16 protein-coding genes are annotated in these 16,232 nt (G+C 56.4%); 15 read left to right on the plus strand and 1 reads right to left on the minus strand.

Annotated elements, in window-relative coordinates:
• The first annotated feature begins 143 nt into the window (after positions 1-143).
• The 8 genes from FEU76_RS17235 to FEU76_RS17270 all read left to right on the plus strand — a co-directional run bounded on the left by FEU76_RS17235 (position 144) and on the right by FEU76_RS17270 (position 8,359).
• Positions 144-1,013 (plus strand): OmpA family protein, encoded by an 870-nt coding sequence (locus FEU76_RS17235; protein ID WP_039181848.1) that lies wholly within the window; start codon positions 144-146, stop codon positions 1,011-1,013.
• Between the two features lie 206 nt (positions 1,014-1,219).
• Positions 1,220-3,142 carry a threonine--tRNA ligase gene (thrS, locus tag FEU76_RS17240; protein WP_144984619.1) on the plus strand — a complete coding sequence of 641 codons (1,923 nt, stop codon included), beginning with the start codon at positions 1,220-1,222 and terminating at the stop codon, positions 3,140-3,142.
• A 12-nt stretch (positions 3,143-3,154) separates the two neighbouring features.
• A complete protein-coding gene (infC, locus tag FEU76_RS17245; RefSeq protein ID WP_081135803.1) occupies positions 3,155-3,694 on the plus strand; it encodes a translation initiation factor IF-3 in 540 nt (179 codons plus the stop codon).
• An 81-nt stretch (positions 3,695-3,775) separates the two neighbouring features.
• On the plus strand, positions 3,776-3,970 hold the full coding sequence (gene rpmI / locus FEU76_RS17250) for a 50S ribosomal protein L35 (protein WP_039181842.1): 195 nt from the start codon (positions 3,776-3,778) through the stop codon (positions 3,968-3,970).
• Between the two features lie 53 nt (positions 3,971-4,023).
• Positions 4,024-4,377 carry a 50S ribosomal protein L20 gene (rplT, locus tag FEU76_RS17255; protein WP_009097607.1) on the plus strand — a complete coding sequence of 118 codons (354 nt, stop codon included), beginning with the start codon at positions 4,024-4,026 and terminating at the stop codon, positions 4,375-4,377.
• Between the two features lie 157 nt (positions 4,378-4,534).
• On the plus strand, positions 4,535-5,554 hold the full coding sequence (pheS, locus tag FEU76_RS17260) for a phenylalanine--tRNA ligase subunit alpha (protein WP_039181837.1): 1,020 nt from the start codon (positions 4,535-4,537) through the stop codon (positions 5,552-5,554).
• A 26-nt stretch (positions 5,555-5,580) separates the two neighbouring features.
• The gene (gene pheT, locus FEU76_RS17265; protein ID WP_144984621.1) at positions 5,581-7,962 is read left to right on the plus strand and encodes a phenylalanine--tRNA ligase subunit beta; all 2,382 of its coding nucleotides are present in this window, start codon (positions 5,581-5,583) and stop codon (positions 7,960-7,962) included.
• A 79-nt stretch (positions 7,963-8,041) separates the two neighbouring features.
• A complete protein-coding gene (locus tag FEU76_RS17270) occupies positions 8,042-8,359 on the plus strand; it encodes an integration host factor subunit alpha (protein ID WP_039181832.1) in 318 nt (105 codons plus the stop codon).
• 70 nt (positions 8,360-8,429) lie between these two features.
• On the opposite strand, the gene FEU76_RS17275 is transcribed toward FEU76_RS17270, so the two are convergent.
• Positions 8,430-8,636, minus strand: coding sequence for a DUF2788 domain-containing protein (locus FEU76_RS17275; RefSeq protein WP_039181829.1), 207 nt, complete (start codon positions 8,634-8,636; stop codon positions 8,430-8,432).
• 140 nt (positions 8,637-8,776) lie between these two features.
• On the opposite strand from FEU76_RS17275, the gene FEU76_RS17280 reads away from it, so the two are divergent.
• The 7 genes from FEU76_RS17280 (at position 8,777) to FEU76_RS17310 (ending at position 16,229) form a co-directional block, all read left to right on the plus strand.
• A complete protein-coding gene (locus FEU76_RS17280; protein WP_039181827.1) occupies positions 8,777-9,238 on the plus strand; it encodes a flavodoxin domain-containing protein in 462 nt (153 codons plus the stop codon).
• A 2-nt stretch (positions 9,239-9,240) separates the two neighbouring features.
• On the plus strand, positions 9,241-9,609 hold the full coding sequence (locus FEU76_RS17285) for a hypothetical protein (protein WP_096922926.1): 369 nt from the start codon (positions 9,241-9,243) through the stop codon (positions 9,607-9,609).
• A gap of 174 nt (positions 9,610-9,783) precedes the next feature.
• Positions 9,784-11,136, plus strand: a complete 1,353-nt coding sequence (tig, locus tag FEU76_RS17290) for a trigger factor (protein ID WP_144984624.1) — start codon at positions 9,784-9,786, stop codon at positions 11,134-11,136.
• A gap of 66 nt (positions 11,137-11,202) precedes the next feature.
• Positions 11,203-11,820: an ATP-dependent Clp endopeptidase proteolytic subunit ClpP gene (gene clpP, locus FEU76_RS17295; protein ID WP_016913935.1), complete on the plus strand. Its 618-nt coding sequence runs from the start codon at positions 11,203-11,205 to the stop codon at positions 11,818-11,820.
• A gap of 73 nt (positions 11,821-11,893) precedes the next feature.
• The gene (gene clpX / locus FEU76_RS17300; RefSeq protein ID WP_039181818.1) at positions 11,894-13,174 is read left to right on the plus strand and encodes an ATP-dependent Clp protease ATP-binding subunit ClpX; all 1,281 of its coding nucleotides are present in this window, start codon (positions 11,894-11,896) and stop codon (positions 13,172-13,174) included.
• A gap of 163 nt (positions 13,175-13,337) precedes the next feature.
• On the plus strand, positions 13,338-15,764 hold the full coding sequence (lon, locus tag FEU76_RS17305) for an endopeptidase La (protein WP_144984627.1): 2,427 nt from the start codon (positions 13,338-13,340) through the stop codon (positions 15,762-15,764).
• Positions 15,765-15,956: 192 nt separating this feature from the next.
• Positions 15,957-16,229, plus strand: coding sequence for an HU family DNA-binding protein (locus FEU76_RS17310; RefSeq protein ID WP_009724302.1), 273 nt, complete (start codon positions 15,957-15,959; stop codon positions 16,227-16,229).
• Positions 16,230-16,232: the final 3 nt, after the last annotated feature.

Here is a 16,232-nt window from a genome sequence, read left to right on the forward strand (position 1 = left end):
GATAGGCACCTCGTTCGATTTCATGATGCGCTCCGGCGCCCATCCTGAAGAAGAACAGCGAAAAATGGATGCTCTCGCTAAAAGAAGCATTAGATAGATTTGGTCACAGACCATATCAGCATTGGATCAAGAAGGAGTCTTGCATGAAAAAATCAACAACTGGCTTGCTAATCGGTTCTGCCCTCGTAGTAGGCCTCTCTGGCTGCGCCAGCTCTGCCTCTCAGTCTTCTGGTCAGGCGAGTGCAAGCAGTGACCGTAGCTGGTACCAGCATCCCGCCGTATGTGGACTTGCTGGCGGCCTGATCGGTGGCAGCATTGGCTACGCGACTAGCGGCAGCTCTGACGAAGAGAGCGGCGCTGCCACTGGCTTCGCAGCTGGCGCTGCCATCGGTGGTCTGCTGTGTGCCGACCACACCCCTGAGCCGGTTGCACCGCAGTGCCCGAGCTATGGTGAAGTGCCTGCAGGCGTGGCAGTTGACGCTGAAGGCTGCCCGCTGGACTCAGACGGTGACGGCGTGCCGGATTACCGTGACCAGTGCCCGGGTACCCCTGCTGGTGTGGCAGTAGACGCCAATGGCTGTCCGCTGGACTCCGACGGTGACGGCGTGCCGGATTACCGTGACCAGTGCCCTGATACCCCCGCTGGTGTTGCCGTGAACGCGCTGGGTTGCCCGGAAAGCCTGGTACTGCGTGATGTCAACTTCGAGTTCGACTCCGCACAGCTGACTGCCAATGCACAGCAAGTGTTGAACGGTGTTGCCGAGCGTCTGGTCAACAACCCTGACGTACGTGTCAGCATCGAAGGCCACACCGACTCACGTGGTGCTGCCGAGTACAACCAGAACCTGTCTCAGCGTCGTGCCGAGTCCGTGGCTGCCTACCTTGCCCAGCGTGGCGTAGAAGCTAACCGCATGCGTGCTGTAGGTTACGGCGAAGAGCGTCCTGTTGCGACCAACGACACTGACGAAGGTCGTGCGCAGAACCGTCGCGTAGAACTGGATGAGTGGAACTAATCACTTGTCGGTATGATGCTCCTTGACAGGCCACATGTGTGGCGCTGAAAGAGAGTCAAAGAACGGGAGGCCATGGGCCTCCCGTTTTATTTTATGAAGTGCCAAAGTCTGTTAGGCTGTCGGCCGGTTTCGAGCCCGTTTTTCTACCGTTGATAGCGAAATGTGATCCCTGGTATGGATCACCACTGCGCTCAAGGAATATTTGAATGCCCATAGTGACACTGCCTGACGGCAGCCAGAGAACATTTGATAGCCCCCTTTCCATCATGCAGCTGGCAGAGTCCATTGGTCCTGGTTTAGCCAAGGCCTGCGTGGCGGGCAAGATCGATGGGGTGCTGGTGGACGCAGCGGATATCATCGAGCAGGATGCCGATGTTTCCATCATCACGGCGCGGGACGACGAGGGGGTGGAGATCATCCGCCATTCATGTGCCCACCTGATCGGCCATGCCGTGAAGCAGCTCTACCCCAGCGCCAAGATGGCGATTGGCCCGGTTATCGATGATGGTTTCTACTACGATATCGATTTTGGTCAATCCGTGACGCCAGAAGATCTGGAGGCGATCGAGAAGCGCATGCAGGCGCTGATCGACCAGGAGTACGACGTAATACGTGAATACGTCGATAGTGCCAAGGCCATGGCCACCTTCGAAGAGCGTGACGAGCCCTACAAACAGGAAATCGTCCGTGATATTCCGGAAGGTGCTGCGATTCGCCTGTATCATCATGAAGAGTACACGGACATGTGCCGGGGGCCGCACGTGCCGAATACCCGGCACCTGAAAGCCTTCAAGTTGACCAAGCTGGCGGGCGCTTACTGGCGCGGCGACGCTTCCAATCCGATGCTCACGCGTATTTACGGCACGGCTTGGGGCGATAAGAAACAGCTCAAGGCTTACTTGCAGCGCTTGGAGGAAGCCGAGAAGCGTGACCACCGTAAATTGGCGCGCAAGATGGACCTCTTCCACCTGCAGGAAGAGGCTCCCGGTATGGTTTTTTGGCATCCCAATGGCTGGACCATGTACCAGGCCTTGGAAGAGTACATGCGTAACGTACAGCGGGCGCATGGTTATCAGGAGATCAAGACACCCCAGGTGGTCGATCTCTCGCTGTGGAAAAAATCAGGCCACTGGGGTCACTACAGTGAGCTGATGTTCACCACCGAGTCCGAAAAGCGTGAGTACGCGGTCAAGCCGATGAACTGCCCTTGCCATGTGCAGGTGTTCAACCAGGGGCTGAAGAGCTACCGCGACCTGCCTTTGCGTCTGGCCGAGTTTGGCAGCTGCCATCGTAATGAACCCTCTGGTTCACTGCATGGTCTGATGCGGGTGCGTGGGTTTACCCAGGACGATGCGCACATCTTCTGTACCGAAAAGCAGATTCAGGCAGAGGCCGAAGCGTTCATTGCGCTGACGCTGCAAGTCTACAAAACGCTTGGATTCGACGAGGTAGAGCTCAAACTGTCCACGCGTCCTGAAGACTTCCTTGGCGAAGCAGAAATGTGGGATAGAGCCGAGCAGGGTCTGGAAGCTGCCTTGAATGCCACGGGACTTGCGTGGGAGTTGCAGCCAGGCGAAGGGGCGTTTTACGGTCCCAAGATCGAGTTTGCGCTGCGCGACTGTCTGAATCGAGTATGGCAGTGCGGTACCTTGCAGTTGGACTTCAATCTTCCGGGCCGCTTGGGTGCTCAGTATGTGGATGAAGACGGTGCGCGCAAGACACCGGTCATGCTTCATCGTGCCATTCTGGGCTCTTTCGAACGTTTCCTGGGTATTTTGATTGAGCACTATGCCGGTGCTATGCCATTATGGTTGGCCCCGCAGCAAGCGGTGTTGATGACGATTACCGATGCACAGCGCGATTTTGCTCTGGAAGTAGAGCGTCGGCTGCAAAAAAATGGCTTGCGGGTCAAGGCGGACTTGAGGAACGAGAAGATCGGCTTTAAAATCCGTGAGCATACATTACAGAAAGTTCCCTATCTCCTGGTGGTAGGAGATAAGGAAGTAGAAGCTGACTCAGTGGCCGTGCGTACTCGCAGCGGCGAAAATCTCGGCACCATGACCATCGACGAATTCATCGAAAGGTTCAGTGAAGAGAGAGCAGCCCTGGCGACATCGTCAATTGCCTAAGGAGACAGAGCAATCAAGCGAAGCAATCAGCGCGGGCGTCCACAAGATAAACGCCCACCAATGAACGAGCGGATCACCGAAGAAGAAGTACGTTTAATCGATGCCGAAGGCGAGCAGTTGGGCGTAGTGCCCACCTCCGAGGCTCTTGAGCGTGCAGAAGCGGCAGGTCTGGATCTCGTGCAAATCTCGAATGCCGACCCCATCGTCTGCAAGATCATGGACTACGGCAAATTCGTTTTTGAGACCAAGAAGCAGAAAGCGGCTCAAAAGAAAAAGCAGAAGCAAATCCAGGTCAAGGAAGTCAAATTCCGTCCTGGCACCGACGAGGGCGATTATCAGGTCAAGCTTAAAAACCTGATTCGCTTCCTGGAAGGTGGTGACAAGGGTAAGGTCACATTGCGCTTCCGTGGTCGTGAAATGGCGCATCAGGACATCGGTCGCAAGCTGATGGAGCGGATCGCGGCAGACCTGGAAGAGATCGGAGCGGTGGAGTCTTTCCCGAAAATGGAAGGCCGCCAGATGATCATGATCCTTGCCCCGAAAAAGAAGTGATCCAACGGCGTTGTTAACGGGCCAGCGCATTTGCGCTGGTCGGCCCTGGGTTTTCTAAAAAATATCGAGCGGAGTTATCTCATGCCGAAAATCAAAAGCAACAGCGGCGCTGCCAAGCGCTTCAAAAAGACCGCTAACGGCTTCAAGCACAAGCAGTCTTTCCGTAGCCACATCTTGACCAAGAAGTCGACCAAGCGTAAGCGTCAGCTGCGTGGCATGAAGCAAGTGCATGCTTCCGACAAAGCGCTGATTCAGCGCATGCTGCCGAACCTGTAAGGTCGAATTTTCTTATCTGAGCACCGTCTCAGTCATAAAGTCAGGAGTGTGTTATGACCCGTGTTAAGCGTGGCGTAGTTGCCCGTCGTCGCCATAAAAAAGTTCTGAAGCAGGCCAAAGGTTACTACGGTGCCCGTTCGCGTGTTTTCCGCGTAGCCAAGCAGGCTGTCATCAAGGCCGGTCAGTATGCCTACCGTGACCGTCGCAACCGCAAGCGCCAATTCCGCGCTCTGTGGATTCAGCGTATCAACGCTGGTGCACGTATCAACGGCATGTCTTACAGCCGCTTCGTAGGTGGCCTGAAGAAAGCCGGTATTGAAATCGACCGTAAAGTATTGGCCGACCTGGCTGTACACGAGAAAGCCGCATTTGCTGCTATCGTGGAAAAAGCCAAGGCTGCCCAATAAGGCACTTTTCACTGGGCTAGCCCAGCGTGAAATGCCCGTGGTCATTTCAGTGTGACCCATGCAGGGGAAGAGCAGCCGCTCTTCCCCTGTTTTTTTGTCACCTTCAACATGCCTGCCATCCCCGTGGATGGAGCCGCTTAATTCGGAGTGAAATCGGATGGACCACCTTCCTACTCTGGTGTCTGAGGCCCGCGAAGCTATCCAGGCTGCGCAGAGTGTCTCGTCGCTGGATGAGTTGCGCGTACGTTACCTGGGCAAGAAAGGCGAAGTGACTGCCTTGCTGAAAGGGTTGGGTAAACTATCGGCCGAAGAGCGACCTGCCGCAGGTGAGCAGATCAACCAGGCCAAGCAGACCCTGTCGGCGGAAATCGATAGCAAGCGCCAGCAGCTGGAAAATGCCGCCCTGGATGCGCGCCTGGCAGCAGAGCGCATCGATGTCACTCTGCCAGGGCGTGGGCAAGCCAGCGGAGGGCTGCACCCCGTGACGCGAACGCTGGAGCGTATCGAGGGGCTGTTTACCAGAATTGGCTACGATGTGGCGGTAGGGCCTGAAATCGAAGACGACTACCATAATTTCGAAGCACTCAACATTCCTGCCCATCATCCTGCGCGCGGCATGGCGGATACGTTTTACTTCGATGCGACGCGGTTGCTGCGTACCCATACCTCGCCGGTGCAAGTGCGTACCATGAAAAGTAGCGAGCCGCCCATCCGGATCGTTTGTCCGGGGCGCGTTTATCGTAGCGATTCCGACCTGACCCACACGCCCATGTTCCACCAGGTGGAAGGGCTGCTGGTGGATGAGGGCGTCAGTTTTGCCGACTTGAAAGGCACTATCGAAGACTTCCTGCAGGCGTTTTTCGAGCGTGACGACTTGTCAGTTCGCTTTCGTCCTTCCTACTTTCCGTTCACCGAACCCTCGGCGGAAGTCGATATTCAGTGCGTGATGTGCAGCGGTGAAGGGTGTCGTGTCTGTTCTCACAGTGGCTGGCTGGAAGTCATGGGTTGCGGCATGGTGCACCCTGAGGTGTTTCGTCATTCGGGGATCGATACCGAGCGCTATACCGGGTTTGCATTTGGCATGGGCGCCGAGCGTCTGGCCATGTTGCGCTATGGGGTCAATGATCTACGCCTATTCTTCGAGAACGATTTGCGCTTCCTGCGCCAATTCACCTGATACTGCTGCTTACGACGGGAAAAATTATGAAGTTTTCAGAACAGTGGCTGCGTGAATGGGTTGCTCCGCAGTTGGATGCGCAAGCCATTGCCGATCAGATCACCATGGCAGGGCTCGAAGTCGACGCGGTCGAGGCCGTTGCTGCAGCTTTCAGTGGCGTCGTCGTTGCCGAAGTGTTGAGTAAAGAGAAGCACCCGGATGCCGACAAGCTCAATGTGTGCACCGTGGATGACGGTACCGGCGCGCCCGTCCAGGTGGTGTGTGGTGCCGCCAACGTGGCAGTCGGTCAGAAAATTCCTTTTGCCCAGGTGGGCGGAGTGCTGCCGGGCGACTTCAAGATCAAGAAAGCCAAGCTGCGTGGTGTCGAATCCAATGGCATGATCTGCTCGGCATCCGAGCTGGGTTTGGAGGAGGAAACCTCGCCAGGCATTCTGGTACTCTCCGAGGCAGCTCCGGTCGGCGTCAGCTTCCGCGAGTACATGCAGTTGGACGACATGACCATCGAGGTCGATCTGACGCCTAACCGCGGTGATTGCCTGAGCATCAAAGGGTTGGCGCGCGAAGTGGGCGTGCTGAACAGACTGCCTGTCAGCGGCCCGCAGATTACGCCGGTGCCCGCCACGATCGACGATACTTTCCCTGTGCGCGTGGACGCCGCAGAGCAGTGCCCCCGCTATCTGGGTCGTGTCATCAAGGGTGTCGACGTACAGGTGGAAACGCCGCTATGGATGGTGGAGCGGCTGCGCCGCAGTGGCGTGCGCTCGATCGACCCGGTCGTCGATGTCACCAACTACGTCATGCTCGAGCTGGGTCAGCCGCTGCATGCCTTTGACCGCGACAACCTTCACGGCAGTATTTGTGTGCGCATGGCGCAGTCGTCAGAGCGACTGACCTTGCTGGACGGCCAGGACGTAGCGCTTCGTCAGGATACGCTGTTGATTACTGATGAGCGTGGGCCCCTGGCCATGGCCGGTGTCATGGGAGGGGAAAACTCTGGCGTCAGCGAGAAAACGCACACCATTTTCCTGGAGTCTGCATTTTTCGCGCCGCTAGCGATTGCGGGCAAGGCTCGCTCTTATGGCCTTCATACGGATGCCTCGCACCGCTACGAGCGTGGGGTGGACCCTGAGTTGGCCAGTAGCGCGATCGAACGGGCGACCCAATTGCTGCTGGAGATCTGTGGTGGTCAGGCTGGCCCGGTTACGGAAGCTGTTCACCAGCAGGCAATACCTGCACCGAAGACCATCATGCTGCGTGAAGCACGACTCGAAGCAGCGCTTTCCAAGCAGCTGCCAGGTGATGAGGTGAGCGATATCCTCGAGCGTCTGGGGCTGCAAGTGGAGCGCTTGGCGGAGGGTTGGAAGGTCAAGGCAGCCAGTTGGCGTTTCGACATTGCCATCGAAGAAGACCTCATCGAGGAGGTCGCCCGTGTGCATGGTTACAACAATCTGCCCGTCCGCCGACCAGCCGCTCGCCTGGCGCTGCGTCCTGCCAACGAGTCGACCCTGACGCTGGCGCGTCTGCGTAACCAGCTGGTGGCTCGTGGTTATCAGGAAGCGGTGACGTATAGCTTCGTGGCGCCAGACCTTCAGGCGGCACTGCTGCCCGACGCCGTATCACCCGTATTGGCCAACCCGATTTCGGCGGATCTGTCCGTCATGCGAGCCAGTCTGTTTCCGGGGCTGGTGAGGGCGCTGGAGCACAACCTCAATCGCCAGCAGTCGCGCGTTCGTCTCTTCGAGACGGGCCTGGTGTTCAATGGCCCGCTGGACGATCTTTCTCAAGTGCCCATGATGGGGGCGCTGGTGTGCGGTGGTCGTGAAGCAGAAGGCTGGAGTGGCGGTAAGGCAGCCGTCGATTTCTATGATCTCAAGGGCGACCTTGAGAGTGTGCTGGCACTAGGGGGGGCTGCAGAAGATTGGCGCTTCGAACCTGGCGAGCACTCGGCTTTGCATCCGGGGCAGACGGCCAAGGTGCTGCATAAAGGGAAGCCGGTTGGCTGGATTGGAACGCTGCATCCTCAGGTGCGTGCCAAATTGGGCCTGAAAGTGGATGCCGTGCTGTTCGAAGTGCGACTGGATGCTCTGAGTCAAGGTGCAGTTCCCGCCTTTGAACCACTTTCCCGCTATCCAGAAGTGCGCCGCGATCTGGCGTTCACGGTCAAGGAAGAGACGCCAGTGCAGGCGCTGCTCGACTGTGCGAAGTCTCAGGCGGGAGAAAGCTTGAAAGACATCAAGCTGTTTGATGTCTATGCTGGTAAGGGCGTTGCGGAAGGTCACAAGAGCATTGCGCTGGGCTTGACCTGGCAACACGCATCGCGCACGCTAAATGATGAAGAAATCAACCAGTTGGTTGATGCCATTGTGACTACCGTGCGTACCGAGCTGAACGCTGATCTGCGCGGTTGATGACGCCATGCCATGACATGACGCTTACCACGATCCTGGCAGTGCGTTTGCTACACCGTTTGCTACATGGAGGAGCCTTATGGGTGCGTTGACCAAAGCAGAGCTAGCAGAGCATTTACATAGCGAGCTGGCGCTGTCAAAACGAGAAGCAAAAGCGATGGTCGAAGCTTTTTTCGAAGAGATTCGCGCTTGCTTACGTGAAAACGAGCAAGTGAAGCTGTCAGGATTTGGTAATTTCGACCTGCGGGACAAGCGTGAGCGTCCAGGGCGCAACCCCAAGACCGGAGAGGAAATTCCGATTTCGGCGCGCCGGGTAGTGACCTTCAGGCCTGGTCAGAAGCTCAAGCAGCAGGTAGAGCGGTATGCGAGCGAAAGTGGTCTTGGCAAGCCGGATTAGCCTTGACCACCCATGTCGAAAAGGAGTGCTGGACAGCACTCCTTTTTTTATGGCTGAAAGATTAGAAAGGCTACAGGCCTCTCCCTTCGATCAACCAGGTGATGATGACTTTGATGATGTAACCCATCATGCCTGCGCCGAGTACGACGAACAGCATGATCGTGCCGAATTTGCCTGCATTCGACTTTTTGGCCAAATCCCAAATGATGAAGCACATGAACACGATCAAGCCGCCGATCATGATAGGGGTGATCCATGTCTCAAAGGCTTGCTGCATAAGCGCTCCTGCAGATAGAAGATGTAAGAGTAGAAGGAAGAAGGGCGTGCGCAACGTGCGCGGCTTTTGCAAGTCGTGTTAATATTTGACCAAATTCATCAGGTATTTGTCGACTGAACATTGTGAACCGGGAGTAAGCAATGCCAAAGATGACGATTGTGGTGGGCACCATGTATGGCGGTGCTCTTGACGTAGCCGAGCAGGTCAAGCCGCTGTTCGAGAAGGCGGGATATGCCGTAGTGGTGTCTGAACAGCCCACGTTGACAGACGTGAGTGGAGATAATGACCTGACGCTGTTTTGCTTGTCGACCACCGGTAGTGGCGACTTTCCTGGCAATATCGTACCGTTCGTGCGCAGCCTGAAAGACCAGTCACCTTCGCTCACCGGTCTTCGTTACGGACTGATCGCGCTCGGCGACAGCTCCTATGGCGATACGTTCTGCGGTGCCGGCCGTGCACTGGACGAGCTGCTGACATCGTTGGGCGCTCAGCGTCTCGGGGAGCGGTTGGAAGTCGATGCCATGGAGACCTTCATGGCCGATGATGCTGCAGTGCCGTGGGTGGAAGAGTGGATCGTGGCTCAGCAGTTGAAGGTGGCGTAACCATGCAGTCAGCGGCTCACTCTCCTGAACGGGTAAGCATTGCCATTGGCCTGTGCGTGGTCATGTTGTCTGCTTTGCCGCGCTATCTGGCGGGCGGGCATGAGACTCGTCAAACGCTGATCGTCATGGCCCTGGTGCTGGTGGCAGGGGCGGCTGCGGTGCAGTGGAAGATGCTTCCCGTCGAGGCTCGTCAGCGGTTGCCAGCGCTGCTCAAGCGCCTTAGTGTCATGATGTTGTTGGGCGCCATCATCATGGGTGGTTGGCATGCGCTGTTCACGGCGTGGATCAGTTGGCAGGAGTTCATCTCCCACGCGGCCACCTGTGGGCTACTGTTGCATGCCGTCACGCTTTGGTGGCGTTCGCGTGCTTGAAGTCGTGCAAGCATTGGAATGCGCCTGTTTTTGATGCCCGAACCCTTGAAATTGGAGGGCTAGCCCCCATCTTGCGAGCATGGCGCTTGCCTCCTTGCGTCAGGGTTCTTAAAATCGCCCTCTTGAATCAATTTTACGTAATCAACCCAACGCCCAGCCGCTAGAGGACAATTCATGCAAGTTTCCGTCGAGACGACCTCCCAGATCGAACGCCGTATCACTATTCAAGTGCCGGCAGCAGAAATCGATGGGGCCGTCAGCGCTCGCTTGAAAGAGACTGCGAAAAACGTTCGCCTGAACGGTTTTCGCCAAGGCCGGGTGCCGATGGCCGTTGTTAACCAGCGTTACGGCGACAGCGTGCGCAATGAAGTGGTTGGCGAAGTCATGCGCGAGCGTTACGTGCGCGCCATCACCGAAGAAGGCCTCAATCCTGCTGGCTTCCCGCAGATCGAGCCCAAGGTAAACCAGGCGGGCAAAGATCTCGAGTTCGTCGCGATCATGGAAATCTACCCGCAGGTCGAGCTGGCCTCCATCGAAGGTACTGAAGTAGAGCGTCCGGTCGTCGCCGTCAATGATGCCGATGTCGACGAGATGATCGATACCCTGCGCAAGCAAAACGCTGCCTGGGAAGAAGTCGACGCCGCTGCTGCCTCTGGCTATCAGGTCACCATCGATTTTCAGGGCTTCCTGGGCGATGAGCCTTTCGAAGGCGGCAGTGCTGAAGGCCACGCGTTGGTCATCGGATCGAACAGCTTCATTCCTGGTTTCGAAGATCAGCTGATCGGTGCCAAGGCGGGTGAAGAGAAAACGATTTCCGTCACCTTCCCGGCGGATTACCAGGCCGAGCACCTGGCAGGTCAGGAAGCGACTTTCAAGGTCACTGTCCACAAGGTCAGCAGCCAGAAGCTGCCGGAAGTGGATGCGGCGTTCATCGAGCGTTTTGGCGTTGAAGGCGGCGACGAAAGCCAGTTCCGCGCTGAAATCAAGAAGAACATGACCCGTGAAGCGGCACAAGCCGTGGATAACCGTGTCAAGCAGCAGGTGCTGGATGCGCTGAAGAAAGCCAACGACATCCCCGTGCCGAGCGCGCTGGTGCAGCAGGAAACCGACGCCATGAAGCGTCAGGCAGCTCAGCAGTTCGGTCTGGGTGAAGACTTCGACGTCAGCCAACTGCCCAATGAGCTGTTTGCCGACCAGGCCAAGAGCCGCGTGCAGGTAGGCTTGCTGCTGGCGGAAGTCATCAAATCCAACGAGCTGGATGCCGATGATGCCGCCATCAAGGCGAAGGTGGAAGAGCTGGCTGAGCAGTATCAAGACCCCTCGGAAGTCGTCGAGTACTACATGGGTAACGAGCAGCTCAAAACCCAGGTGAAGTCTGCCATCCTCGAAGAGAAGGCGGTCGAGAAACTGCTGGAGCAAACGAACGTCAAAGATGTTGAAATGTCTTATCAGCAGGCACTGGCAGCCGCCCAGCAGCAGGCTGAGCAAGATGAGACCGCTGAAGAAAGCGAGCAGGCGAGCGCCTGATCTCATCGAGTCGCGCACCTGTTCTCAGGTGCGCTTTTCCCTTACCGGACGCAAGGAATCACCCGAATGAGTGAGTTTGATATTCAAAACGCCGGCGGTTTAGTGCCCATGGTGGTGGAGCAAAGCGCCAAAGGGGAAAGAGCCTACGACATCTACTCGCGCCTGTTGAAAGAGCGCGTCATTTTTCTGGTGGGTCCTGTGGAAGACTACATGGCCAACCTGGTGGTCGCTCAGCTGCTGTTTCTGGAGTCTGAGAACCCCGACAAAGATATTCATCTGTACATCAATTCGCCTGGCGGTTCGGTCACGGCTGGCATGTCGATTTATGACACCATGCAGTTCATCAAGCCGGACGTCTCCACGGTGTGTATTGGTCAAGCGGCCAGCATGGGCGCCTTGCTGCTGACGGCGGGTGCTGCTGGCAAGCGCTACTGTCTGCCCAACTCGCGCGTCATGATCCACCAGCCGTTGGGCGGTTATCAGGGTCAGGCGTCGGATATCGAGATTCATACCCGTGAAATTCTCGGTATTCGTGAGAAGCTGAACCAGATTCTGGCCCATCATACGGGTCAAGATATCGAAACGGTGGCCCGTGATACCGACCGTGATAACTTCATGAGCGCCAATAAAGCAAAAGAGTATGGCTTGATTGACGCAGTGCTGGATAAGCGTCCTACATCCTGATAGCGTAGTAGGATTCTGCTTTTCTAAGAGCTTTTCAGGCGGCTCTGGCCGCCTTAGTGACAGAGGTACGCGAATGGCCGACGGCAAAGGCAAGGACGAAGGTGGCAAGCTGCTGTACTGCTCGTTTTGCGGTAAAAACCAGAACGAAGTACGCAAGCTGATTGCTGGCCCGTCCGTTTATATCTGCGATGAGTGTGTCGACTTGTGTAATGACATCATTCGCGAGGAAGTTCTCGAAGCCGATGCCGAGAGCGATGAGGAGCGTTTACCCACGCCCCGCGAAATACGTCATACATTGGACGATTACGTCATCGGGCAAGACCGCGCCAAGATGGTGCTGTCCGTAGCGGTATACAACCACTACAAGCGTCTCAAATCAGAGGTGCGCGAAGGCGACGTGGAGCTGGGTAAATCCAACATTCTCCTGATTGGTCCTACCGGTAGCGGCAAAACGCTGCTGGCGGAAACCATGGCGCGGCTATTGAATGTACCCTTCACGATTGCAGACGCCACTACGCTGACAGAAGCGGGCTATGTGGGTGAGGATGTCGAAAACATCATCCAGAAACTGCTTCAGAAGTGTGATTACGATGTAGAGAAAGCCGAGCGTGGCATTGTCTATATCGATGAGATCGACAAGATTTCTCGCAAGTCGGATAACCCCTCGATTACTCGTGATGTATCGGGTGAGGGTGTTCAACAGGCGCTGCTCAAGCTCATCGAAGGAACGACGGCGTCCGTGCCTCCCCAAGGTGGGCGCAAGCATCCCCAGCAGGAGTTCGTACAGGTCAATACGGCCAACATCCTGTTCATCGTTGGTGGTGCTTTTGCCGGACTGGACAAAGTCATCCGTGATCGCGCTGAAAAAGGTGGTATCGGTTTCAATGCCAGCGTGAAAAGCAAGGAGTCCAGTCGGGGCGTGGGTGAGCTGTTGGCCGACGTCGAGCCCGAGGATCTGGTGAAATTTGGCCTGATTCCCGAGTTCGTGGGTCGTTTGCCTGTCATCGCCACGTTGACCGAGCTCACCGAAGATGCCTTGGTGCAGATTCTCACGGAGCCCAAGAACTCGCTGGTCAAGCAGTACGCCAAGCTGTTCGAGATGGAAGACGTGGAGCTGGAGTTCAGGGATGAGGCACTGCGTGCCGTGGCTGCCAAAGCCATGGAGCGCAAGACCGGAGCTCGTGGTTTGCGCTCGATTCTGGAGTCCGTGCTGCTGGATACCATGTACGAAATCCCTTCATTGGAAGGCGTCAGCAAAGTGGTCATCGAAGGTTCGGTGATTGCCGGCGAAAGCGAGCCACTGCTGATCTACTCCCAGCAAGAGGCTGCCCGCGTTGACGGCACCGATGGTTAACCGCCCGGGTTTCCGCGCGGTCTCATGACCACCGCATGCGCCAATCCAAGGGGTCGCCTAGGCGGCCCCTTGTTGTTCATACGTCTTGTATCATGAGCTGCTTGGCAAAGTATCCGGCTTGAATGCCGTTCAAGTACTCATCCGAAATTGAGGAACGTCTGCGATGCAGCAGAACGCCGATCAGACACAATGTCTACCCCTGTTGCCGCTGCGGGATGTGGTCGTGTACCCGCAGATGGTCATTCCGCTTTTCGTGGGTCGCGAAAAATCCATTCAAGCGCTTGAAGCCGCGATGGAAGCGGACAAACGTGTATTGCTGGTGGCTCAGCGTGAAGCGTCTCAAGATGAGCCGGACAATACGGATTTGTATGCCATGGGCACCGTGGCAGACATCATGCAGCTACTCAAATTGCCTGATGGCACGGTGAAAGTGCTGATCGAAGGCAGCTTTCGTGCGGATGTCGTCCGTATCGAGGAGAACGAGGCCGGTTACACTCAGGCCCATCTTCTGCCCCGCGACAGTGAGCCTCTGACCAGTCGTGAGCAGGAGGCGCTGGTGCGCGTGCTGCTCAATCAGTTCGAGCAATACGTCAAACTGTCGAAAAAAGTGCCCAATGAAGTGCTCAACTCTCTGTCGGGTATAGAAGATCCCAGCCGTTTGGTAGACACAATCTGCGCACACTTGTCATTGAAGATCGGTGACAAGCAGGACCTGCTCGAAATGGATCGGGTGCGTGATCGTATCGAGCACCTGATGGCGCTGATCGAATCAGAAATCGACTTGCTGCAGGTCGAAAAACGCATTCGCTCCCGGGTCAAGGAGCAGATGGAAAAGACCCAGCGCGAGTACTACCTGAACGAGCAGATGAAGGCCATCCAGAAAGAAATGGGTGAGCTGGACAATGTGCCCAATGAGGCCGAGAAGTATGAGCGTGCCATTCAAGAATCGGGTATGCCGAAAGAAGCCTCCGACAAGGCAACCCAGGAGCTGAACAAGCTCAAGATGATGTCGTCGAATTCTGCCGAGGCTACCGTGGTGCGCTCCTACCTGGACTGGCTGATTGCCGTGCCCTGGAAAAAGCGCACTCGTGTCAAGCATGACCTGGTCAAAGCGCAAGAAGTGCTCGATCAAGACCACTATGGTCTGGAAGAGGTCAAGGCGCGCATTCTCGAATATCTTGCGGTGCAAAAGCGCGTTCGCAAGATGCGTGGCCCGGTACTGTGTCTGGTCGGCCCACCTGGCGTTGGCAAGACCTCTCTGGGGCAGTCCATCGCCAAGGCGACCAACCGCAAGTACGTGCGTCTGGCGCTGGGCGGCGTGAGAGACGAGTCCGAGATTCGCGGCCATCGCAGGACATACATTGGCTCTCTGCCTGGCAAGTTGATGCAGCGGATGAGTCGGGCAGGGGTCAAAAACCCGCTGTTCCTGCTGGACGAAGTCGACAAACTGGGCATGGACCATCGCGGTGATCCGGCCTCAGCGCTGCTGGAAGTGCTGGACCCAGAGCAGAACAACAGCTTCAGCGATCACTATCTGGAGCTGGACTACGATCTTTCCGAGACGTTGTTCATCTGTACGGCCAACTCGATGAACATTCCCGGGCCGCTGCTGGATCGCATGGAAATCATTCGTCTGCCGGGCTACACGGAAGACGAGAAGCTGGCCATTGCCAAACGCTACCTGCTGCCCAAACAGTTGGAGGCCAATGGCCTTAAAGACGAAGAGCTGGCGTTGGAAGACGATGCCTTGCTAGAGCTGGTGCGCTACTACACCCGCGAGGCGGGAGTGCGCGAGCTGGAGCGTCAGATCGCCAAGGTGTGCCGTAAAGTGCTGCGCGAAAGGCTGGAAGCGGAGCGTACTTCGGGCACCAAAGCCGGGAGCCAGCTGCAGGCGAAACAGGTACTCCTGGCCGACGATATCGAGACCTACGCTGGCGTGCGTCGCTACAGCTACGGTCTGGCCGAACAAGAGGACCAGGTAGGGCGCGTGACGGGGCTTGCCTGGACCTCGGTAGGCGGTGAGCTGCTCAATATCGAGTCCGTCGTGACGCCTGGCAAAGGGCGTCTGCACAAGACCGGTTCACTGGGCGACGTCATGAAAGAGTCGGTCAGTGCGGCACAGACCGTGGTCAAATCACGGGCCGTTGCTTACGGTATCGATCCTCAGCGCTTTGAGAATGAAGATCTGCATATCCATGTGCCCGAAGGCGCGACGCCCAAGGACGGACCTAGTGCGGGTATCGCCATGGTCACTGCCATCGTGTCGGCCTATTCACTGCGTCCGGTTCGCTGTGACGTGGCCATGACCGGAGAGGTCAATCTTCGCGGTGAGGTACTGCCCATCGGGGGGTTGAAGGAGAAATTGCTGGCAGCTCGCCGCGGTGGTATAAAGACCGTCCTGATCCCTGAGGAAAATCGCCGAGATCTCAAGGAAGTGCCGGATAATATCAAAGGAGCACTTGATATTCGTCCCGTACGATGGATAGATGACGTATTGGCCGTTGCGTTAGCCGAATCGGTGGACGACAAGGCCGCGTTGAAAGCAGCGGATAAGTCGTTCAGTACCAATGCTGTTGCAAGCACCCATTAAGTGTTAAAGCAGTCCTGCTTTAATTTTGCTTAATAAATTTGCCCAATGCCTTGAGCGACGGGCATTTCACGGCACGGTTGCTTGACAGGTGTTTCAAGGCATTGCTATAAAACGCAGCTATGCTTTGAGGTTGTTGCACTCGGTGACCGTGCCGTTCAAAGCCATTTTTTTGAAACAGTCAAGGGGTGAAGTGTGAATAAGTCCGAGCTGATTGAAGCTATTGCCGCATCTGCTGATATTCCGAAAGCAGCGGCAACCCGCGCATTGGATGCCATGGTGGAGTCTGTCACCGATAGCCTCAAAAAAGGCGAAAGCGTTTCTTTAGTAGGTTTTGGTACTTTCGCCATCAAAGAACGTGCCGCCCGTACGGGTCGCAACCCTCAGACGGGTCAGCCGATCGAAATCAGCGCTGCCAAAGTGCCCAGCTTCAAAGCCGGTAAAGCGCTGAAAGACGCCGTCAACTAATTG

The organism is Halomonas sp. C22 (assembly GCF_007655045.1).
Classification (GTDB): Bacteria; Pseudomonadota; Gammaproteobacteria; order Pseudomonadales; family Halomonadaceae; genus Vreelandella; species Vreelandella hamiltonii.